Below are 21,277 nucleotides of genomic sequence, written 5' to 3' on the forward strand. Positions count from 1 at the left end.
CAAATCGCTTTATGTAGGAGTGAGCCTGCTCGCGATGACGTCCGCACATTCAGCATCAATGTGACTGACCCAACGCTATCGCGAGCAGGCTCACGCCTACAGGGGTTTAACGGTGATCAGGCGGTCACGGTCTGTTCAACCAAATGGCCGCTGTCGATCCGCACGTGCCGTGGATGGAAGCGTTTCAAGCTACTGCGATGGCCAACGCTGACAATGCTCAGCCCCGGCAACTGATCGATCAGCGCCTGATAAAGCGTCGCTTCATCCTCTTCATCCATCGCCGAAGTCGCCTCATCCATGTACAGCCACTGCGGTGCGTAAAGCAACGCACGGGCGAAAGCCAGTCGTTGCTGCTCACCCGGCGAGAGCATGCGTTGCCAGTGATTGGCCTCGTCCAGTCGCCCAATCAGATGCGGCAAGCGGCAGGCTTCCAGCACTTGTGCATAACGCTCCGGCGCGTAACTGTCGCCCGGCTGTGGATAACTCAACGCCTCGCGCAGAGTGCCGATCGGCAGATACGGTTTCTGCGGCAGGAACAGATACCGCGCCGCCGGCAAACGAATATTGCCGTGCCCCGCCGGCCACAAATGCCCCATCGCCCGCAGCAACGTCGACTTGCCGCTGCCAGAACGGCCGCTGAGCATCACCCGCTCGCCGGGTTCCACAGTCATGTCGGCACTGGTCAACAGATGGCGACCATCGGCCAGATCCAGACCGAGGTTGTGCACTTTCAATTCGCTGCCCTGATTCTGCACATCGATGGCCGGGGTGCGTTCTTCGTTGTTGCTCATCGCATTGCGGAAACTCAGCAACCGGTCACACGTAGCGCGCCACTCTGCCAGATCCTGATAAGCACTGATGAACCAGCTGAAGTTCTCTTGCACATTGCCGAAGGCCGAGTTGATTTGCATCAGCTCACCGAGTTCGATTTTGCCGCTGAAGTACCGTGGGGCCGCCACCATGAACGGAAAAATGATCGCGATCTGCCCATAACCCGAGGTAAAAAACGTCAGCCGCTTGGACACCCGCATGATGTCCCAGAAATTGTGCCAGACCAGCCCGAAACGGTTACTCAGGCGCCGGTTTTCATTCGGCTCGCCGTTGTACAAGGCGATACTCTCTGCATTCTCGCGAACCCGCACCATTGAGAAACGCAGGTCGGCTTCAAAACGTTGCTGGTTGTTGTTCAAACCGATCAGACGCCTGCCAATCAAATGCGTCAGCCAACTACCAATCACCGCGTACACCAATGCACACCAGAACATGTAACCGGGAACAGTGAAACCGAACACCTCAATGCTTCCGGAAACGCCCCACAGAATGATCGAGAACGACACCAGACTGACGACTGTGCGGATCAGCCCCAAGCCAAGGGCCAGTGTGTTGGCCGTGAATTTATTAAGGTCTTCGGAGATCCGCTGGTCCGGGTTATCGGTATAGCCACCCTGCTCCAGCTGGTAGTAGTTCTTGTGCTCCAGCCACCGGGTGAAATGCTTTTCGGTGAGCCAGGCACGCCAGCGGATGGTCAGCATTTGCGTCAGATACTGGCGATACACGGAGCCGAGAATCGCCACCGCCGCGATACCGCAGAAATACAGGATCAACTGCCAGAAGGCCGCCTCGTCCTTCTTCTGCAAGGCGTTGTAAAAATCCTTGTACCAACTGTTGAGCCACACCGCGATCCATACGCTGAACAGCGTAAGCGCGATCACGGCAATCAGCAGCGTCCAGGCCTTGCCCTTCTCTTCGCTGCGCCAGTAAGGCGTGATCATCGCCCAAACCTTGCGAAAAAACTGCCCGCGCACAGCATCGTTGACCGCGGAATATTCAGCGTTCTGATTCATGGATAAGGCTCGAAATAGGAAAGAACAGACACGCACCGATCATAGATGATCGGTGCGTTTTATCGCGAGGGCTGGCGATAGTCGTTCAGCGCAGGTTCAGCGACGAACCGGGCGCTTCTGCAGTTTGCGCTGCAGGGTGCGGCGGTGCATGCCCAAGGCGCGGGCAGTGGCGGAGATGTTGCCTTCGTGCTCGGTCAGCACGCGCTGGATGTGTTCCCACTGCAGGCGGTCGACCGACATCGGGTTTTCCGGCACCAGACTGTCGAGGTCGGCGTGTTCGGACAGCAGCGCGGCCAGCACGTCGTCGGCATCGGCGGGTTTGCACAGGTAATTGCAGGCGCCGCGCTTGATCGCTTCGACCGCGGTGGCAATGCTCGAATAACCGGTGAGGATCACCACGCGCATTTCCGGGTCCAGCTCCAGCAGTTTGGGCAGCAGCACCAGGCCGGAGTCGCCGTCCATTTTCAGGTCGAGCGCGGCGTAATCAGGCAGGTCTGCCTGGGCGATGGTCAGGCCTTCTTCGGCCGAGCCGGCAGTGCTGACGCGAAAGCCACGGCGAGCCATGGCACGGGCCATTACTCGGGTGAACGTTGCGTCGTCATCGACCAGCAGCAAATGCGGCAGCTCTTCGCCTTCGACTTGGATTTCGTCACTCATGTTGGTCTCCTCGGGCGCCGTGAGGCAGGCGCAGCTCGGTGAGCGTGCCGCCTTCCTCATGACTATAGAGTTTCACTGAGCCGCCGGCGCGTGTCACGCTGGCCTTGCTCAAAAACAGGCCCAGGCCGAAACCTTTGCCCTTGGTGGTAAAAAACGGTTTGCCGATCTGTTCGGCGATGGCCAGCGGCACACCGGCGCCGTGGTCACGAATGCTGATGGTCACGGTTTCCGCGTCCCAGTCCAGGGTCACCTTGAGGTTTTCCGGGCAGGCGTCGGCGGCGTTGTTGAGCAGATTCAGCAAGGCCTGGGTCAGATCCGGCGGCGGCGCCATGCGTGGCACGGTGCCTTGGCCGAGGCGGTGGAAGCGATAACTGGCCTCCGGACGCATCAGGTGCCAGCGATTCAGCGCTTCGTCGAGCCAGTCGGTGACGTCCTGCATCTCGACAGCCAGACGACGGTTGGCCTCGGCGGCCCGCACCAGTTGCTGCAAGGTCTCCTTGCAGAGTTTGACCTGATCCTGCAGCACCTTCAGATCGTCCTGCAGCATCGGGTCGGGATGGTCCTGCTGCATTTCCTTGAGCAACACGCTCATGGTCGCCAGCGGCGTGCCCAGTTCATGGGCAGCGCCAGCGGCCTGGGTGGCGACGGCGAGCAATTGCTGATCGCGCAGGCCTTCTTCACGACGGATCGCCCGTAACTCTTCCTGACGGCGCAGCTCCTCAGCCATGCGCGCGGCGAAGAAGGTGATCACCGCAGCGGCCAGCGCAAAGCTCAGCCACATGCCGTAGATCTGCAGGTTTTCACGGGCGACCGGCAAGGTTTCCAGCGGATAGAAACGCGTCAGCATCACGGTGTACAGCGCCAGCGCGATGCCGGACAGGATCACCGAATAGCGCCATGGCAGCGTCACGGCGGCGATGGTCAGCGGCACCAGGTAGTAGGAAACAAACGGGTTGGTCGAACCGCCGGAGAAATACAGCAGCGCACTGTGGATCACCAGATCACAGGCCAGCTGCAGCGCATATTCGAGTTCGGTCACCGGCCACGAAGTGCGCAAACGCACGGCAGTGAACACGCAGAGCAGCGTCGAGCAGCCAAGGGTCATCGCCAGTTGCACCCACGGCAACGGCAACAATTGCAGCCAATAGGCCAGGCCTACGGAGCCAGCCTGCGCGGCGAGCACCAGGGTGCGGATGAAAGTCAGCCGCCAGAGGTTCTGGCGAGTGGCGGAAGTCAGTTGTACGGGGGCGAGCATGAGCTCTCCTGATGAGCGCTCCAGGCGGATCGCACGGAGTATAACCAAGCCGCGGCCTTGAGAGGCGAAAGTGCGGCAAACGACCACATGGCGAAAATATTTGCGGCGGCTATAAGAACGCCTTCGCGAGCAGCAGCCCCGGCCATCTGTATAGAAGTTGTAACTGGGCGAACCGGAGCATAAAAGCTAGAGTCTGATGGTTTCACGCAGGCCCCCGAACCATCACCTGCGCCCTCATCAAGGAGCTTTCATGCACACATTTCGCCGCAGCGCCGCCCTTCTCGCCCTGACCGTCGGCAGCATCGCCAGCCTTCCGGCCCTGGCCGCCGATGAGCTGCACTACAACCAGATTTCCCTGCGCGCCGAAGTCAGCACGGAAGTCGCCCGCGACCTGATGATCGTCACCCTTTACACCGAAGAACAAAACACCGACCCGGCCAAACTCGCCGCCGACGTCAGCACCACCATGAACAAGGCCTTGGCCCAGGCCAAGCAAGTCAAAGACATCACCCTGCGCCAGGGTAGCCGCAACAGTTACCCGATCTACGACACCAAAGGCCAGAAAATCACCGGCTGGCGTGAGCGCGCCGAACTGCGTCTGGAAAGCGCCGACTTCGCCGCTCTGTCCAAACTCACCGGCGAACTGCTGGGCGACCTGAAAATGGGCGGCATGGACTTCGCCATCGCCGACCCGACCCGCAAATCCAGCGAAGACAAACTGCTGAAAGAAGCCGTCACCGCCTTCAAGGCCCGCGCCCAACTGGCCACCGACGCACTGGGCGGCAAGGGCTACAAAATCGTCAACCTGAACCTCAACAGCAACGGTTATCCACAGCCGTACCTGCGCGCACCGATGATGATGAAAGCGGCGGCGATGGACTCGGCGCCAGTGACGCCGGAAGTTGAAGCAGGTACGAGCCAGGTCAGCATGACGGCTGATGGTTCGATTGAAGTGTTGATGCCGTGATTTGATTTGCGCTGAATGAAAAACCGCCGATCGGTGAATGATCGGCGGTTTTTTTGTGCCTGGGATTTGCTGTGGATGAACCACCGTCTTCGCGAGCAAGCTCGCTCCCACAGTTTGAAATGCATTCCACCTGTGGGAGCGAGCTTGCTCGCGAAGAACGATAACGCGGTCTCAGGTCTGCGGGTCAACCCGATCCAGCGCCCGATTCACCGCCAGCTCGGCCAGCATGATGATCTGCTGAATCGCCAACGCCGTATTGCGCTCGGGCCGGCCCAGTTGATCGGCAAAGTTACCGGTTAACGTGTTCGCCGACGCCAGTGACTCACAGGCATGCGCCAGCAGGCTTTCGGTGTCGATGTTCGTCTGGATCAGGAACATCGTGCTGGGCTGCCGGGGTTTGACCGGGTCGGGGCTGAGGTAGAAATCCAGGGCGCGTTTGATGGCTTCGCGGGTTTTGATCTGGTCTTCGGCGCGGATGGCGTCTTCGAGTGGGGTATCGAGGGGTGGGTCAGGTATCAATTTATCCATGGAAAATTTCCTTATGAACTGACGCCATTCATTTCCGATCTCACTCGAGAAATGAGGTGGCAACTATGTACGGAGTGAGATTACCGGTAAGGAAACCAACCCGGCCGGACAAAAGTCCGCCCGTACATAGCCGCCATAAAAACTGCTGACAGCATGAGCTGGCGGCGATTATGGAGGGGCTTGTGCAGGTTTCCAAATTCAATAACCGGGAATCTCACCTCCCGATCGCTGAGTTTTCAGCGACACCCAGAGCCTAAAGAGCGCACGTCCGACGGACAACCTGAAAACCTTGTGGGAAGGTTCTGGTTATTTGCATCAGATTTAAACAGCCAAAAGCCAACCCTCACCCTAGCCCTCTCCCAGAGGGAGAGGGGACTGACCGTGGTGTTTGGGAGAGTTACGCCGACGTGCGATACCGCGTCGAACTCAAATTCTGAAAGGCCCACCATCAGCTCCCTCTCCCTCGGGAGAGGGCTGGGGTGAGGGGCGAATCCACCACAAATCCAACGCCGACCACGCCCCGCTCTTCACCACTCAATAGGCCGAGTGTCAGCTCGCCTGCTTTTGATCTTGACCCACCGGCGACGTCGGAAGGCTGAGTGGAGGGATTGATCCGGGGGTGGGAGCGCAGCGACCGTTTGGCGCAGCCAAACACAGCGGGAGTAGGTGCAGCGAAGCAAACCGGAGACGCTGCGCCCGGATCGATCCCGCAGCGAAGGAACCCCGAGCCCCAGCGAGCGGGCCGAACGTAGGAGCAAGCGTTTTTTGCTTACTTTTTTTGGCGTTTGAAAAAAAGTGAGTCGCCGTCAGGGCGAAACCCTAAGCAGCCGTTACCGCAGCAACGGATATGTACCCAAAAAAGCCCCTACATATACCGAGATAGACACTCCAACAGGAAAAACGATATTTCCGAACACCCCCAAATCCCCGCTACCCTCAAAAAACCACCACCTCCAATCTCCGCGGGGACTCCATGCCAAGATTCACTCTAAAACCACTATTAATCACCCTCGCACTAACAACCATAGCCCCGCTGGCAAACGCCGCCACAACCCTGGTCTACTGCTCCGAAGCCAGCCCCGCAGGCTTCGACCCCAGCCAATACACCAGCGGCACCGACTTCGACGCCTCCGCCGAAACCGTCTTCAACCGCCTCACCCAATTCAAACGCGGCGGCACCGACATCGAACCCGGCCTGGCGACAAAATGGGACGTCTCCAGCGACGGCCTGCAATACACCTTCCACCTACGCCAAAACGTAAAATTCCACACCACCGACTACTTCAAACCGACCCGCGACTTCAACGCCGACGACGTGCTCTTCACCTTCCAGCGCCTCCTCGACCCGGATAACGCCTTCCGCAAGGCCTACCCCGCCGAGTCCCCCTACTTCACCGACATGGGCCTGAACACCACGATCAAATCGGTAGAAAAACTCGACGATCAGACCGTGCGCTTCAACCTCAACAACGTCGACGCCGCGTTCGTGCAAAACCTCGCCATGAGCTTCGCCTCGGTGCAATCAGCCGAATACGCCGCGCAACTGTTGAAGGAAGGCAAAGCCGCCGACCTCAACCAGAAACCGATCGGCACCGGCCCGTTCGTGTTCAAGCGCTACCAAAAGGACTCGCAAATCCGCTACGCCGCCAACACGGCCTACTGGAAACCCGAAGACGTGAAGATCGACAACCTGATTTTCTCGATCACCCCGGACGCCGCCGTGCGCCTGCAAAAACTCAAGGCCGGCGAATGCCAGGTCAGCGGCTACCCACGCCCGGCCGATATCGAAGTGATGGAAAAAGACCCGAACTTGCGTGTGCTCAAGCAGGCCGGTTTCAACCTCGGCTTCCTCGCCTATAACACCACCCACGCGCCACTCGACCAGCTCAAGGTGCGGCAGGCGCTGGACATGGCCATCGACAAACCGGCAATCATCAAAGCCGTCTACCAAAGCGCCGGCCAACTGGCCCAAAACGCCTTGCCGCCGGCGCAATGGTCGTATGACCCGAACATCAAGGACGCTCCCTACGACCCGGTAAAAGCGCGGGTGCTACTGAAAGAAGCAGGGGTTGCGCCGGGTACAACCATCAACCTTTGGGCGATGACAGTGCAACGCGCCTCAAACCCGAATGCGCGGATGTCGGCGCAGATGATCCAGCAGGATTGGGAAAAAATAGGCATCAAGGCCAACATCGTCAGCTACGAATGGGGCGAGTACATCAAACGCGCGAAAAATGGCGAACACGACGCCATGATTTATGGTTGGACAGGTGACAACGGTGACCCGGACAACTGGCTGGGCGTGCTCTACAGCTGCGCGGCGGTAAAAGGCAGCAACTACGCCAAATGGTGCGATCCGGCCTACGACAAACTGGTGCAACAGGCCAAGTTGGCCACCGACAAAGATCAACGGGTAAAACTGTATCAACAGGCGCAACTGATCCTCAAACAGCAGGTGCCGATCACACCGATTGCCAACTCCACGGTGTTCCAGCCGCTGCGCAAGGAAGTCACTGACTTCCGGATCAGCCCGTTCGGTCTTACCCCCTTCTATGGCGTGGGTATAAATAAGTAACACCAAGCCCCAAGGCGGCGCGCACAACGTGACCAATGCACCGTTTTGGGGCTTCATTTGCACCGTAAAAACCACCCGCAAACGGTCAAATGCGTCAGAAGTTACACAGATGCGACATTAAGGTACGTTCGTGCCACGCTTTGTGGCCGGCAGTCGTTCTGGATCTTGCAATGGGTATGGCCCCTGCATAAGTATCCGCAGGCACGACTCACGAGGTCGTACCTCACAACTAAAAAATGACAACAAATCATGAGGCCAACATGCTTAAACACGCGGTCATTCCGTTTTTAGTCGGCGCAGGCTTGTTAGCCTCCGCACCTTTCGCATCCGCTGCGACTAACCTGGTGTTCTGCTCCGAAGGCAGCCCGGCCGGTTTCGACCCAGGCCAGTACACCACCGGAACCGACTTCGACGCCTCAGCCGAAACCATGTTCAACCGCCTGACCCAGTTCGAGCGCGGCGGCACCGCCGTGATTCCTGGTCTGGCGACCAAGTGGGACATCTCCGATGACGGCCTGACTTACACCTTCCACCTGCGTGAAGGCGTCAAGTTCCACACCACCCCGTATTTCAAGCCGACTCGTGAGTTCAACGCCGACGACGTGCTGTTCACCTTCAATCGCATGATTAACAAGGATGACCCGTTCCGTAAGGCGTACCCGACCGAATTCCCGTACTTCACCGATATGGGGATGGACACCAACATCACCAAGATCGATAAAGTCGACGACCACACCGTCAAGTTCACTCTGAAAGAAGTTGACGCCGCGTTCATCCAGAACATGGCGATGAGCTTCGCCTCGGTACAGTCCGCCGAGTACGCAGCGCAGCTGCTGAAAGAAGGCAAGGCTGCCGACATCAACCAGAAGCCGATCGGCACTGGTCCGTTCGTGTTCAAGAGCTATCAGAAAGACTCCAACATCCGTTACACCGGCAACAAGGATTACTGGAAGCCTGAGGATGTGAAGATCGACAACCTGATCTTCGCCATCACCACTGACCCGTCGGTCCGTATTCAGAAGCTGAAAAAGAACGAATGCCAGGTCACCCTGTTCCCACGTCCGGCCGACCTGAAAGCGCTGAAAGAAGACAAGACCCTGAAGATGCCTGATCAGGCTGGCTTCAACCTGGGTTACATCGCCTACAACGTGATGGACAAGGTCAAGGGCAGCAACGAAGCCAACCCACTGGCTGACCTGCGCGTCCGTCAGGCGCTGGACATGGCTGTGAACAAACCACAGATCATCGACTCGGTTTACCAGGGCGCCGGCCAACTGGCTGTCAACGCCATGCCGCCGACCCAATGGTCTTACGACACCACCATCAAGGACGCCAAGTACGATCCTGAGAAAGCCAAGCAACTGCTGAAGGAAGCTGGCGTCAAGGAAGGTACCGAAATCGTTCTGTGGGCGATGCCGGTGCAGCGTCCGTACAACCCGAACGCCAAACTGATGGCTGAAATGCTCCAGTCCGACTGGGCCAAGATCGGCTTGAAAGTGAAGATCACCAGCTACGAGTGGGGCGAGTACATCAAGCGCTCCAAAGGTGGCGAGAACCAGGCCATGATCATTGGCTGGAGCGGTGACAATGGTGATCCGGACAACTGGCTGAACGTGCTGTTCGGCTGCGACTCGCTCAGCGGCAACAACTTCTCCAAGTGGTGCGACAAGAAGTTCGACGGCCTCGTCAAAGAAGCCAAGCGTACAACCGACCAGGCCAAGCGCACCGAACTGTACAAAGAGGCGCAACACGTCCTCAAAGATGCAGTCCCGATGACACCTATCGCTCACTCGACGGTGTACCAACCCATGCGCGCCAACGTGCAGGATTTCAAGATCAGCCCATTCGGCTTGAACTCCTTCTACGGCGTCAGCGTCAGCAAATAAGGCACTGCAGCGGCGACGTTTTTAACGTCGCCGCTGTTTTACCTGCCGAGAAGTTAGGAAATTGCCTACAACCAATTCCGCTGCGGATTACCGCAGAGGTATAGGACGCGTCGCCTTTTCCTACGAGATTTAAGGCATTTACGCATTTACTGCCAGAACCGCGGCCCCTACCGTCGGGTACTGACCAGTGTCTGCGTGGGCCACCGGTTTGCCGTACGTACTGGATTGAGCTCGATGCAACCAAAACGTCTCTGGATGAGGTGACGGTGCATTGAACAACACTAAAAAAAGAGGGAGCGTCATGCGCCATACCTTGATTTATTCCGCATTGCTGGGTGCCGGCCTGTTGGCCGCCTCGTCCGCCAGTTTCGCCGTCAGCAAAAGCCTGGTGTTCTGCTCTGAAGGCAGCCCGGCCGGTTTCGATACCGCGCAGTACACAACAGCGACGGATAACGACGCCGCCGAACCGATCTACAACCGTCTCGTCGAGTTCGAAAAAGGCGCGACCAATGTCGTACCCGGTCTGGCGACCAAGTGGGACATTTCCGAGGATGGTCTCAAGTACACCTTTCACCTGCGTGAAGGTGTGAAATTTCATACAACGCCGTACTTCAAGCCAACTCGCGATTTCAACGCCGACGACGTGCTGTTCACGTTTAATCGCATGCTCGATGCGCAACAACCTTTCCGTAAGGCTTATCCCACCGAGTTCCCGTATTTCAACGGGATGAGCCTGAACAAGAACATCGCCAAGGTCGAGAAGACCGGGCCGCTGACCGTGGAGTTCACGCTCAACAGCGTCGACGCCGCGTTCATCCAGAACATCGCCATGAGCTTCGCCGCCATCCTGTCCGCCGAATACGCCGACAAGCTGCTGGCCGAAGGCAAGCCAAGCGACATCAACCAGAAACCGATCGGCACCGGGCCGTTCGTGTTCAAGAGTTATCAGAAAGACTCGAACATTCGTTACACCGGTAATCAACATTACTGGGATCCGAGCCGGGTCAAACTCGATAACCTGATCTTTGCGATCAACACCGACGCCTCGGTGCGCGTGCAGAAGCTAAAGGCTGGCGAATGCCAGATCACCCTGCACCCGCGCCCTGCCGATGTTGAAGCGCTGAAGGCCGATCCGAAACTGCAATTGATCTCCAAGCCGGGTTTCAACCTCGGCTACATCGCCTACAACGTTCGCCACAAGCCATTCGACCAGCTCGAAGTGCGTCAGGCTCTGGACATGGCGGTGAATAAACAAGGGATTCTCAACGCTGTTTATCAGGGCGCCGGCCAACTGGCCGTGAATGCCATGCCGCCGACCCAGTGGTCCTACGACGACAGCATCAAAGACGCCGCCTACAATCCGGAAAAAGCCAAAGAGCTGCTCAAGGCTGCCGGCGTCAAGGAAGGCACCGAGATCACCCTGTGGGCGATGCCGGTGCAGCGCCCGTACAACCCGAACGCCAAACTGATGGCCGAAATGCTCCAGGCGGACTGGGCCAAGATCGGTCTGAAAGTGAAGATCGTCAGCTATGAATGGGGCGAGTACATCAAGCGCACCAAGAACGGCGAGCACGACGTCAGCCTGATCGGCTGGACCGGTGACAACGGGGATCCGGACAACTGGCTCGGCACGCTGTACAGCTGCGATGCCATTGGCGGCAACAACTATTCCATGTGGTGCGATCCGGCTTACGACAAGCTGATCAAAGAGGCCAAGGTCGTCACCGACCGTGACCAACGCACCGTACTCTACAAACAGGCTCAGCAATTGCTTAAACAGCAAGTGCCGATCACGCCTGTCGCCCACTCGACGGTCAACCAACCGTTAAGCGCGAGGATCGAAGGGTTCAAAGTCAGCCCGTTCGGTCGCAACGTGTTCTCGGGTGTCGGTATCGATTAAACCAGACGATTAGCCGCAATGCTGGGGGGCGCTGTCTAGCCCCTCACGCAAGCGCTTTGCCGAAATTCGCCAATCCGGCTTCTGGCAAACGTTTGCGATGTGTGAACGAGTTCTAAACCAATAACCGGCATACCAAAAAAAAGCCGGCATAAAAAGAAAGTAAAGGAGCTTCACCCATGAAACTGAGCAGCACCGCGATACTGGCCCTGGCCATCAGCAGCATCACCGCCACGGCTTATGCGGAAACCCAAAGTCAGGCGTTCACCCCGGTGACCGTCAACACCAAGAGCGCCCAGGCTGAAGCAACCGGCTTCGTCGAAGGACAGTCGATTTCCGGTACGACGCGTAACTGGTACGCCAATGAGCAATTGAAACGTGGTGCCAAGTTCAAGTACCAAAAAAACGGTACAACCGAACTTACTGATCGCCGGATCAACTGGGTACAAGGCACGATTCTCAAGTACAACTCGGGGTTCACCGAAGGTACTGTCGGCATCAGCACTGAAGTGGCGGTCTACAACGCTGTAGCTCTTGAGCGTGATCGCAAAAACCTCGCTGCAAACGTCGGTGGGGCGCCGATTCCTAACGTCGCCTCCGGTAACAACCGGACCCTGACCCGAGATGGTGGCGATGCGGAGGGACAGTGGAGCAAACTGGGTCTGGCCAACGTCAAGGCGCGGGTTTCAAATACCACTCTGACCGCCGGCCGCCAAAACTTCAGCAGCCCGATGGTCGATGTGATCGGCAACCGCGCTCTTCCTTCGAGCTTCCAAGGTGTCAGCCTGCACAGCGAAGAGTTGGAAAACCTGACCTTCGACATCGCCACGTTCGACAAGAACTCGCCACGTATGGAAGAAAGCCAGCGCAAGTTCCGCTCCGAATATGCTGACACGCTCATTGAAATTGATCACGTCAACACCGCTGGTATTTCCTACCAGCCGTTTGCCAGTCTGAAAACCAGCCTGTGGGCAACTCAGGCTGAAGACATGTGGAAACAGTACTACTTCGGCGCTACCCACGAACTGGGCGACAGCCAGATCCTCAGCCTGACTACCGGTCTGAACTACTACAAGACCGTAGATGAAGGCAAAAAGAAGCTGGGCGAAATCGACAACGACACCTACTCGCTGTCGCTGGGTCTGACTCACCAGGCCCATAGCCTGACCTTCTCGTACCAGGAAATTAACGGTGACGAGTACTTCGACTACCTGCACGAAACCAACGGTATTTACCTGGCCAACTCCCTGCTCTCGGACTTCAACGGCCCGAACGAGAAATCCTTCCAGGTCGCTTACGGTCTGAACATGGCTGAATATGGCGTGCCAGGCCTGAAGTTCAACATCTACAGCGCTCGTGGTTGGGGCATCGACGGCACTCACTACAAAGGCGGCGCTTACGACAGCGTGCTGGCGATGGATGGCGAACACCACTACGAATACGGGATCGGTGCTGCCTATGCCGTTCAAAGTGGTCCGCTCAAAGCTACAGCAATCCGCGCAACCTACACTGCGCACCGTGCCAGTGATAATCAGCTGGATGGCAGCATCAACGAGTTCCGTCTCGTGACCACGATTCCATTCAACATCCTGTAAAAACGCCAGCCGACGGCTGACTCATGATGAGTCGGCCGTTCGGTTTTTTATCTTCAACCGATTGCAGAGGGTTATCGATGAAAATGCTTCCCCTACGTGCGGCCATCGCGGCTGCGTTGCTGAGTGTCGCTGTTGGCGTCTCGGCCAAACCCTTGGTGGTCTGCACCGAAGCCAGCCCGGAAGGCTTCGATATGGTCCAGTACACAACTGCAGTCACGGCGGACGCTGTGGCCGAAACCATCTTCAACCGCCTGGCTGACTTCAAGCCCGGCACCACTGAAGTGATCCCGGCACTCGCCGAGTCCTGGGACATCAGCGAAGACGGCCTGACCTACACGTTCCACCTGCGCAAAGGCGTCAAGTTTCACACTACCGAATACTTCAAGCCGACCCGCGACATGAACGCCGACGACGTGGTCTGGAGCTTCCAGCGTCAACTGGACCCGAATCACCCGTGGCACAAACTGTCGAGCGTGGGCTTCCCGTACTTTGAAAGCATGGGTTTCAAGGAACTGCTGAAGAATGTCGAGAAAGTCGACGACAACACGGTCAAGTTCACCCTGACCCGCCGCGAAGCGCCGTTCCTGGCCGATATCGCGATGGCGTTCTCCTCGATCTACCCGGCCGAATACGCCGACCAATTGCTCAAGGCCAACAAGACAGGTGACTTGAACAACAAGCCGATCGGCACCGGCCCGTTCATCTTCCAGCGTTATGCAAAAGACGCGCAGGTGCGTTTCAAGGCCAACCCGGATTACTTCCGTGGCAAGGCGCCGGCTGACGCGCTGATCCTGGCGATCGCCACCGACAACAACGTGCGCCTGCAGAAGCTCAAGGCCAACGAGTGCCAGATCGCCCTGTATCCGAAGCCGGATGACATCCCGAGCATCAAGAAAGACAGCAACCTGAAAGTCGATGAGCTCGACGCGATGACCGTCTCGTACGTCGCCATGAACACCCAGCACAAGTACATGAGTGACGTGCGCGTGCGCAAAGCCATCGATATCGCCTTTGACAAGGAAGCCTATGTCAACGCGCTGTTCGGCAAAGGCAATGCGTCGGTCGCGGTCAACCCGTACCCGCCGACCCTGCTCGGCTATAACCACGACCTGAAGAACCCGCAACGTGACCTCGATGCCGCCCGCAAGCTGCTCAAGGAAGCCGGGGTTCCGGAAGGCACCGTGTTTACCCTGTTTACCCGCAACGGTGGCGGTCCGACCAACCCCAACCCGATGCTCGGCGCGCAAATGATGCAGGCTGACCTGGCGAAAGTCGGGATCAAGATCGACATTCGCGTGATGGAATGGGGCGAAATGCTTAAACGCGCCAAGGCCGGCGAACACGATATGGTCTCGGCCGGATGGGCGGGCGACAACGGCGACCCGGATAACTTCCTGACGCCTATGCTCAGTTGCGAAGCGGCAAAAAATGGCGAGAACTACGCTCGCTGGTGCAACGAGAAATTCCAGGCACTGCTGGATGAAGCACGGGCTAAAGTAGATCCGGCCGAACGCGCAAAGCTCTACGAACAGGCGCAAGTGCTGTTTAATCAGGATCAGCCATGGATCAGCATGGCCCACACCCGGATGTTTACTGCAATGCGTAACAATGTAGAGGGCTATCACATCAGCCCTCTCACCACTAATAACTTCGCCACCACCCAGGTGAAGTAGATAAGAAACTCCCGGCGTCCCTGACCCCAGGGATGCCGGGCACGCCTAACCGGCTGATGAGGTACCACACACGATGTTTAGTTTTATTGCCCGCCGACTGGGGTTGTTGATCCCCACGTTTTTCGGCATCACCTTGCTGACTTTCGCGTTGATTCGCATGATTCCGGGCGACCCCGTGGAAGTGATGATGGGCGAACGTCGGGTCGACCCCGAAATGCACGCTCAGGCAATGGAACGCCTAGGTCTGAACAAGCCGCTGTATGCCCAGTATCTGGACTACATCGGCAAACTGGCTCACGGCGATCTCGGCGAATCCCTGCGCACGCGTGAAAGCGTATGGACCGAGTTCACCTCCCTCTTCCCGGCGACCCTGGAACTGTCCATGGCCGCCCTGCTGTTCGCCGGCATTCTGGGCCTTCTGGCCGGGGTGATCGCGGCACTCAAGCGAGGATCATTGTTCGACCACGGGGTGATGGGCATCTCCCTCGCGGGTTATTCGATGCCGATCTTCTGGTGGGGCCTGATCCTGATCATGTTCTTCTCGGTGAGCCTGGGCTGGACCCCGGTTTCCGGGCGGATCGACCTGCTCTACGACATCGAGCCGCGCACCGGCTTCATGCTGATCGACACGCTGCTGGCCGATGACGTCGGCGCCTTCTTCGATGCCCTGCATCACCTGATCCTGCCGGCCATCGTGCTCGGCACCATCCCGCTGGCGGTGATCGCGCGGATGACACGTTCGTCGATGCTCGAAGTGCTGCGTGAAGACTACATCCGCACCGCCAGGGCCAAAGGCCTGTCGCCGTCGCGCGTGGTGTTCGTCCACGGTCTGCGTAACGCACTGATTCCGGTACTCACCGTGGTCGGCCTGCAAGTCGGCACTCTGCTCGCTGGTGCGGTTCTGACCGAAACCATCTTCTCCTGGCCCGGCATCGGTAAATGGCTGATCGAAGCCATCGGCGCCCGGGACTACCCGGTTGTGCAAAACGGCATCCTGTTAATCGCCTGCCTGGTGATTCTGGTCAACTTCGTAGTGGACATCCTCTACGGCTTTGCCAACCCACGCATCCGTCATCAGCGCTGAGGTCAATAATCATGAGCACTCCAACATCCTCAGTAGCGACTTCCGCCACCAACGCGGATCAAAGCCTGCTGTACCCGTCACCGTACAAAGAATTCTGGCAAGCCTTCTCCAAGAACAAGGGCGCAGTTGCCGGCCTGCTGTTCATGCTGTTGATCATCTTCTGCGCGCTGTTCGCGCCATGGGTTGCGCCGCATAACCCGAGCGAGCAATACCGTGATTTCCTGCTGACGCCACCGGCGTGGCTGGAAGGCGGGCAGATGCAATTCCTGCTCGGCACCGATGAACTGGGTCGTGACCTGCTGTCGCGTCTGATCCAGGGCTCGCGCCTGTCGCTGCTGATCGGTTTGTCGTCGGTGGTGATGTCGCTGATTCCGGGGATCCTGCTCGGTCTGTTCGCCGGTTTCTTCCCGAAGATGATTGGCCCGACCATCATGCGTCTGATGGACATCATGCTGGCCCTGCCGTCGCTGCTGCTGGCGGTGGCGATTGTCGCCATCCTCGGCCCTGGCCTGATCAACACCGTGATCGCCATTGCTGTGGTTTCGCTGCCGTCCTATGTGCGTCTGACCCGCGCGGCCGTGATGGGCGAACTGAACCGCGACTACGTGACCGCCGCGCGCCTGGCCGGTGCCGGTCTGCCACGTCTGATGTTCATCACCGTGTTGCCCAACTGCATGGCGCCGCTGATTGTGCAGGCGACCCTGAGCTTCTCGTCGGCGATTCTCGATGCCGCAGCGTTGGGCTTCCTCGGCCTTGGCGTACAACCGCCAACCCCTGAGTGGGGCACCATGCTGGCCTCGGCCCGTGACTACATCGAACGCGCCTGGTGGGTGGTGAGCCTGCCTGGTTTGACCATTTTGCTCAGCGTGCTGGCAATCAACTTGATGGGCGACGGTCTGCGCGATGCGCTGGACCCGAAACTCAAGAACGCCGCCTGAGGAGATTCCCATGTCACTGCTAGAAATCAAGAATCTCAACGTTCGCTTCGGCGACAAGACCGCGACCCCAGTGGTCGATGGCCTCGACCTGAAAGTCGACAAAGGCGAAGTACTGGCCATCGTTGGCGAGTCGGGTTCGGGTAAATCCGTGACCATGATGGCGCTGATGGGCCTGATCGAGCATCCCGGCATCGTTACCGCTGACTCACTGAGCTTTGACGGCAAAGACATGCTCAAGCTGAGCAACCGTCAGCGTCGGCAGATCGTCGGCAAAGACCTGTCGATGGTCTTTCAGGATCCGATGACCGCACTGAACCCGAGCTACACCGTCGGTTTCCAGATCGAAGAAGTGCTGCGTCTGCACCTGAAAATGTCCGGCAAGCAAGCGCGCAAACGTGCGATCGAACTGCTGGAAAAAGTTGAAATCCCGGGCGCTGCCAGCCGTATGGACGCCTACCCGCATCAACTGTCCGGCGGTATGAGCCAGCGCGTTGCGATCGCCATGGCGATTGCCGGCGAACCGAAACTGCTGATCGCCGACGAACCGACCACTGCTCTGGACGTAACGATTCAGGCGCAGATCATGGATCTGCTATTGGCGTTGCAGAAAGAACAGAACATGGGCCTGGTGCTGATCACCCACGACCTCGCGGTCGTGGCCGAAACCGCCCAGCGCGTCTGCGTGATGTACGCAGGGCAAGCCGTTGAAGTCGGTCAGGTGCCGCAACTGTTCGACATCCCGGCACACCCGTACAGCGAAGCGCTGCTCAAGGCGATTCCCGAGCACAGCCTCGGCGCCGCACGCCTGTCGACCCTGCCGGGCATCGTCCCGGGCCGCTACGATCGTCCGCAGGGCTGCCTGCTGTCGCCGCGCTGCCCGTACGTGCAGGACAGCTGCCGCGCGCAGCGTCCAGGTCTCGATCCGAAAAGCCACAGCCTCGCCCGCTGCTTCTTCCCGCTGAACCAGGAGGTGGCGTAATGGCCGTCGTACTTACCGCCCGCGACCTGACCCGTCACTACGAAGTCTCCCGTGGCCTGTTCAAGGGCCATGCGACCGTGCGCGCCCTGAACGGCGTGTCGTTCGAACTGGAAGCCGGCAAGACCCTCGCCGTAGTTGGCGAGTCGGGCTGCGGCAAATCCACCCTCGCCCGCGCGTTGACGCTGATTGAAGACCCTTCTTCCGGATCCTTGAAAATCGCCGGCCAGGAAGTCGCCGGTGCCGACAAGGCCCAGCGCAAGCAACTGCGCAAAGACGTGCAGATGGTCTTTCAAAGCCCGTATGCCTCGTTGAACCCACGGCAGAAAGTCGGTGACCAGCTCGGCGAACCGCTGCTGATCAACACCAACCTCTCCGCCGCCGAGCGTCGCGAGAAAGTCCAGGCGATGATGAAGCAGGTCGGCTTGCGCCCTGAGCACTACCAGCGCTATCCGCACATGTTCTCCGGCGGTCAGCGTCAGCGTATCGCCCTGGCTCGCGCGATGATGCTGCAACCGAAAGTGCTGGTGGCGGATGAACCGACCTCGGCACTGGACGTGTCGATTCAGGCGCAGGTACTCAACCTGTTCATGGATCTGCAACAAGAGTTCAACACCGCGTACGTGTTCATCTCGCACAACCTCGCGGTGGTGCAACACGTGGCCGATGACGTGATGGTGATGTACCTCGGTCGCCCGGTAGAACTGGGGCCGAAGAACGACATCTACGAGCGTCCGCTGCACCCGTACACCCAGGCGCTGCTGTCGGCGACCCCGACCATTCACCCGGACCCGAACAAGCCGAAAATCAAGATCGTCGGCGAACTGCCTAACCCGCTGAACCCGCCACCGGGCTGCGCTTTCCACAAGCGCTGCCCGTACGCGACCGAGCGTTGCAGCACGGAAGAGCCAGCGTTGCGCCAACTCGACAGCCGACAGGTGGCTTGCCACTACGCCGAGCAGTTCCTCGACGGCGCGGCGTAAGCAAATCTGGAGGGCGATACAAAACACTGTGGGAGCGAGCTTGCTCGCGAAGGCATTGAATCATTCAACATAGATGTCGCCTGATACACCGCTTTCGCGAGCAAGCTCGCTCCCACAGTGATCGCACTTCAAAGAGAGTGACGTGTTAACCAAACCCCTCCCACCTCAATTGCGCATCAGTCGAGGCGGAAGGGGTTTTCTTTTGTCTGCGATTTACGATTGGCTATCGCCTTCGTCGTCATCAGTGTCCGGATCATCGGTGGTCGAGTCGTCGTCATCGGCGCTGCCGCCCTGCCCCTTATCGCCCGGCTCGGATTCAGACTTGGCGAGCATCAACCCACTGTGCCCAACCTGTCCGTTGAACGCCTGAGATTCATGATCCTCGCACTCGGCCCAGGCCGTCGCGGTGCCGAGGGACAGCATGACCATCACTTTCAACAGCAATAAAACCCGTAGCAACCTGCTTTTCATAGCTGACTCCATCCATTTTCAGGTGAGACATTCGTGCCTGACTGGCGCTGTGTGAAATCTAGTTCCGATCCATCGGGTTCACCAGATAGGACGCTATCGAGCGCGCAGAAATGCCCTCGACAGACAGATTGCTTTCGAATAATGCCAATAGCGGGATCAGCTAAGCGACCGGGCGCACGCGCGTGGCCTGCCAAGTCAGCGGGATGGAAATCAACACCATCAGCGCACTCGCCAGCCACACACTGTGGCCGCCGAAATGACCGTACAACTGGCCACTGAGTACCGGTGACAACAGCGCACTGGCGCTCCAGCTCATAAAGAACAGGCCGAAGTACTGACCGCTTTTACCGCCTTGGGCAAAACGCATGGCCAGCACATTCAGCGGCGGCATGAAAAAGGCCTCGCCCAAGGTCCAGATCAGCGTCGACAGGCAGACGTAAAACAGCCCGGAACCGAACGGCAGCATGCCCAACCCGCACGCCAGCAACACACTGCCGAGCAGCATTTGCCGGCGCATCCCCCAACGCTCGCCCCAGTGCGACAGCGGAATCTGCAGCGCGATCACCAGCAACGCATTGAGCCCGAACTGCCAGCCGATCGCCTCGGTGCTCAACTGGTAGTAATCACGCAAATAATTGCCCAGCGTGCTGTAGACCGTATCAAACGCGATGCCAAGCACGGCCGTCGCCGCCAGCAACCACAGGAACGGTTTGTCGCGATACGGCACCCCGGAGCCTGCGTCATCCGTGGACTTTTCGTCATTGATCAGCACCGGTCGCTGCCACGTGGTACGAACAAACCAGAGCAGCGCCAACAACGTCATCGCCGCACTGCCGAAAAACACCCAGCGAAAATCGGTCTGCGCCAACACCCCGCCCGCCACACCGGCAGCCGCCATGCCGAGGTTGCGCGCAACCCGACTCAACGCCTGCGCACGCGAGCGCTGCGCCACCTCGCAATATTCCATGATCAGCCGCTGATGCAGGGTGCGGATGGCCCCATCGATCATCCCGCTAAGCAACAGTAATGCAGCGAGCAAAGGCACCTGCGTGACCAGCCCCAGCAGGATCAGCACCCACACCGAAACAAAGAACAGCGCCGCCGTCAGCCGCGCCGTACGCACATGATCACTGAGCCAGCCACCGAGCATCGATCCCACCAGCAAACCCGCGCCGTACGCCGACAGCAACCAGCCAACCGTCTCGATCGCCAGCCCCAGTTCCTGACGCAGGTACAACGCCATGAACAGCTTGACCATGCTGCTCAAGCGATTGATGAACAACAGCGCCGCGAGCACCCAGGCCATCACGCCGAAATAGCCGTTCAGCCGTAGCAGGTGAGTCAGCCGACTCGTCATTCCATTGACCTCTCAAAGCGACTTGCGTGGAGCTGGAACACTAACGGTCAGCAGGCGGGTTGTCGCGCTCGAGAACATCGAGATCACAAAAAACCGAGTCGTCCTACAGCCATTGCGCGCGTTAAAACCGTGCCGAAGATCAAAAGCCCCTCACCCTAACCCTCTCCCGGAGGGAGAGGGAACTGATCGCAGTGATTACGAGAGCTACGCCGACGTGCAATACCGAGTCGAACTCAGATTCTGAAACAGATCAAAAGCCCCTCACCCTAGCCCTCTCCCGGAGGGAGAGGGGACTGACCGCAGTGATTGCGAGAGCTACGCCGACGTGAAATATCGAGTCGAACTCAGATTCTGAAACAGATCAAAAGCCCCTCACCCTAGCCCTCTCCCGGAGGGAGAGGGGACTGATCGAGGTGATTGCGAGAGCTACGCCGACGTGCAATACCGAGTCGAATTCAGATTCTTGCAGTGGTCAACTAATTCCGGACACCTCGATAGGTGGTTTTGACGCCATCGCCCGCTCGTAAGCGGTCGGTGGCAGATATCCCAGTTTCGAGTGCAACCGTTCGTTGTTGTAAAACCCAACGATGT

16 protein-coding genes are annotated in these 21,277 nt (G+C 58.5%); 10 read left to right on the forward strand and 6 right to left on the reverse strand.

Going from position 1 to position 21,277, the window contains the following annotated elements:
* Nucleotides 1–116: 116 nt before the first annotated feature.
* From AC0ZWN_RS23505 to AC0ZWN_RS23515, 3 genes are all read right to left on the reverse strand, one after another.
* Nucleotides 117–1,844, reverse strand: a complete 1,728-nt coding sequence (locus AC0ZWN_RS23505) for an ABC transporter ATP-binding protein/permease (protein ID WP_186624812.1) — start codon at nucleotides 1,842–1,844, stop codon at nucleotides 117–119.
* 96 nt (nucleotides 1,845–1,940) lie between these two features.
* A complete protein-coding gene (locus AC0ZWN_RS23510; protein WP_003221630.1) occupies nucleotides 1,941–2,501 on the reverse strand; it encodes a response regulator transcription factor in 561 nt (186 codons plus the stop codon).
* Complete coding sequence (locus AC0ZWN_RS23515) at nucleotides 2,494–3,756, reverse strand: ATP-binding protein (protein ID WP_038357512.1); 1,263 nt, start codon at nucleotides 3,754–3,756, stop codon at nucleotides 2,494–2,496. The genes AC0ZWN_RS23510 and AC0ZWN_RS23515 overlap by 8 nt, the downstream gene beginning before the upstream one ends.
* 250 nt (nucleotides 3,757–4,006) lie before the next feature.
* On the opposite strand from AC0ZWN_RS23515, the gene AC0ZWN_RS23520 reads away from it, so the two are divergent.
* Complete coding sequence (locus AC0ZWN_RS23520; RefSeq protein WP_476336737.1) at nucleotides 4,007–4,723, forward strand: SIMPL domain-containing protein; 717 nt, start codon at nucleotides 4,007–4,009, stop codon at nucleotides 4,721–4,723.
* Nucleotides 4,724–4,894: 171 nt separating this feature from the next.
* Here AC0ZWN_RS23520 and AC0ZWN_RS23525 read toward each other — a convergent pair whose 3' ends face one another.
* Nucleotides 4,895–5,251, reverse strand: a complete 357-nt coding sequence (locus AC0ZWN_RS23525) for a DUF6124 family protein (protein WP_476336738.1) — start codon at nucleotides 5,249–5,251, stop codon at nucleotides 4,895–4,897.
* A 973-nt stretch (nucleotides 5,252–6,224) separates the two neighbouring features.
* Here AC0ZWN_RS23525 and AC0ZWN_RS23530 point away from each other — a divergent pair.
* The 9 genes from AC0ZWN_RS23530 (at nucleotide 6,225) to AC0ZWN_RS23570 (ending at nucleotide 18,858) form a co-directional block, all read left to right on the forward strand.
* On the forward strand, nucleotides 6,225–7,826 hold the full coding sequence (locus AC0ZWN_RS23530) for an ABC transporter substrate-binding protein (protein WP_460097903.1): 1,602 nt from the start codon (nucleotides 6,225–6,227) through the stop codon (nucleotides 7,824–7,826).
* Between the two features lie 260 nt (nucleotides 7,827–8,086).
* Entirely contained in the window at nucleotides 8,087–9,712 is a 1,626-nt protein-coding gene (locus AC0ZWN_RS23535) for an ABC transporter substrate-binding protein (RefSeq protein ID WP_093435868.1), read from the forward strand.
* 301 nt (nucleotides 9,713–10,013) lie between these two features.
* Nucleotides 10,014–11,612, forward strand: a complete 1,599-nt coding sequence (locus AC0ZWN_RS23540; protein ID WP_476336741.1) for an ABC transporter substrate-binding protein — start codon at nucleotides 10,014–10,016, stop codon at nucleotides 11,610–11,612.
* Nucleotides 11,613–11,788: 176 nt separating this feature from the next.
* On the forward strand, nucleotides 11,789–13,204 hold the full coding sequence (locus AC0ZWN_RS23545; protein WP_322845890.1) for an OprD family porin: 1,416 nt from the start codon (nucleotides 11,789–11,791) through the stop codon (nucleotides 13,202–13,204).
* A 77-nt stretch (nucleotides 13,205–13,281) separates the two neighbouring features.
* Nucleotides 13,282–14,877, forward strand: coding sequence for an ABC transporter substrate-binding protein (locus tag AC0ZWN_RS23550; protein WP_476336743.1), 1,596 nt, complete (start codon nucleotides 13,282–13,284; stop codon nucleotides 14,875–14,877).
* Between the two features lie 73 nt (nucleotides 14,878–14,950).
* Nucleotides 14,951–15,961: an ABC transporter permease subunit gene (locus tag AC0ZWN_RS23555; protein ID WP_075947650.1), complete on the forward strand. Its 1,011-nt coding sequence runs from the start codon at nucleotides 14,951–14,953 to the stop codon at nucleotides 15,959–15,961.
* An 11-nt stretch (nucleotides 15,962–15,972) separates the two neighbouring features.
* Nucleotides 15,973–16,899: an ABC transporter permease subunit gene (locus AC0ZWN_RS23560; RefSeq protein ID WP_194933424.1), complete on the forward strand. Its 927-nt coding sequence runs from the start codon at nucleotides 15,973–15,975 to the stop codon at nucleotides 16,897–16,899.
* 10 nt (nucleotides 16,900–16,909) lie between these two features.
* Nucleotides 16,910–17,878 carry an ABC transporter ATP-binding protein gene (locus tag AC0ZWN_RS23565; protein ID WP_093435852.1) on the forward strand — a complete coding sequence of 323 codons (969 nt, stop codon included), beginning with the start codon at nucleotides 16,910–16,912 and terminating at the stop codon, nucleotides 17,876–17,878.
* Nucleotides 17,878–18,858 carry a peptide ABC transporter ATP-binding protein gene (locus tag AC0ZWN_RS23570; protein WP_007917625.1) on the forward strand — a complete coding sequence of 327 codons (981 nt, stop codon included), beginning with the start codon at nucleotides 17,878–17,880 and terminating at the stop codon, nucleotides 18,856–18,858. The genes AC0ZWN_RS23565 and AC0ZWN_RS23570 overlap by 1 nt, the downstream gene beginning before the upstream one ends.
* A 213-nt stretch (nucleotides 18,859–19,071) precedes the next feature.
* Here AC0ZWN_RS23570 and AC0ZWN_RS23575 read toward each other — a convergent pair whose 3' ends face one another.
* Nucleotides 19,072–19,329, reverse strand: coding sequence for a hypothetical protein (locus AC0ZWN_RS23575; protein WP_476336746.1), 258 nt, complete (start codon nucleotides 19,327–19,329; stop codon nucleotides 19,072–19,074).
* A gap of 160 nt (nucleotides 19,330–19,489) precedes the next feature.
* Nucleotides 19,490–20,686, reverse strand: a complete 1,197-nt coding sequence (locus AC0ZWN_RS23580; RefSeq protein ID WP_476336748.1) for an MFS transporter — start codon at nucleotides 20,684–20,686, stop codon at nucleotides 19,490–19,492.
* Between the last annotated feature and the right edge of the window lie 591 nt (nucleotides 20,687–21,277).

The organism is Pseudomonas sp. 3B-A001-10F (assembly GCF_056313565.1).

Excerpts from the sequence above, each read along its gene's own strand:
- AC0ZWN_RS23505 (WP_186624812.1), bottom strand. The coding sequence starts at position 1,844 with ATGAATCAGAACGCTGAATATTCCGCGGTCAACGATGCTGTGCGCGGG.
- AC0ZWN_RS23510 (WP_003221630.1), bottom strand. The coding sequence starts at position 2,501 with ATGAGTGACGAAATCCAAGTCGAAGGCGAAGAGCTGCCGCATTTGCTG.
- AC0ZWN_RS23515 (WP_038357512.1), bottom strand. The coding sequence starts at position 3,756 with ATGCTCGCCCCCGTACAACTGACTTCCGCCACTCGCCAGAACCTCTGG.
- AC0ZWN_RS23520 (WP_476336737.1), top strand. The coding sequence starts at position 4,007 with ATGCACACATTTCGCCGCAGCGCCGCCCTTCTCGCCCTGACCGTCGGC.
- AC0ZWN_RS23525 (WP_476336738.1), bottom strand. The coding sequence starts at position 5,251 with ATGGATAAATTGATACCTGACCCACCCCTCGATACCCCACTCGAAGAC.
- AC0ZWN_RS23530 (WP_460097903.1), top strand. The coding sequence starts at position 6,225 with ATGCCAAGATTCACTCTAAAACCACTATTAATCACCCTCGCACTAACA.
- AC0ZWN_RS23535 (WP_093435868.1), top strand. The coding sequence starts at position 8,087 with ATGCTTAAACACGCGGTCATTCCGTTTTTAGTCGGCGCAGGCTTGTTA.
- AC0ZWN_RS23540 (WP_476336741.1), top strand. The coding sequence starts at position 10,014 with ATGCGCCATACCTTGATTTATTCCGCATTGCTGGGTGCCGGCCTGTTG.
- AC0ZWN_RS23545 (WP_322845890.1), top strand. The coding sequence starts at position 11,789 with ATGAAACTGAGCAGCACCGCGATACTGGCCCTGGCCATCAGCAGCATC.
- AC0ZWN_RS23550 (WP_476336743.1), top strand. The coding sequence starts at position 13,282 with ATGAAAATGCTTCCCCTACGTGCGGCCATCGCGGCTGCGTTGCTGAGT.
- AC0ZWN_RS23555 (WP_075947650.1), top strand. The coding sequence starts at position 14,951 with ATGTTTAGTTTTATTGCCCGCCGACTGGGGTTGTTGATCCCCACGTTT.
- AC0ZWN_RS23560 (WP_194933424.1), top strand. The coding sequence starts at position 15,973 with ATGAGCACTCCAACATCCTCAGTAGCGACTTCCGCCACCAACGCGGAT.
- AC0ZWN_RS23565 (WP_093435852.1), top strand. The coding sequence starts at position 16,910 with ATGTCACTGCTAGAAATCAAGAATCTCAACGTTCGCTTCGGCGACAAG.
- AC0ZWN_RS23570 (WP_007917625.1), top strand. The coding sequence starts at position 17,878 with ATGGCCGTCGTACTTACCGCCCGCGACCTGACCCGTCACTACGAAGTC.
- AC0ZWN_RS23575 (WP_476336746.1), bottom strand. The coding sequence starts at position 19,329 with ATGAAAAGCAGGTTGCTACGGGTTTTATTGCTGTTGAAAGTGATGGTC.
- AC0ZWN_RS23580 (WP_476336748.1), bottom strand. The coding sequence starts at position 20,686 with ATGACGAGTCGGCTGACTCACCTGCTACGGCTGAACGGCTATTTCGGC.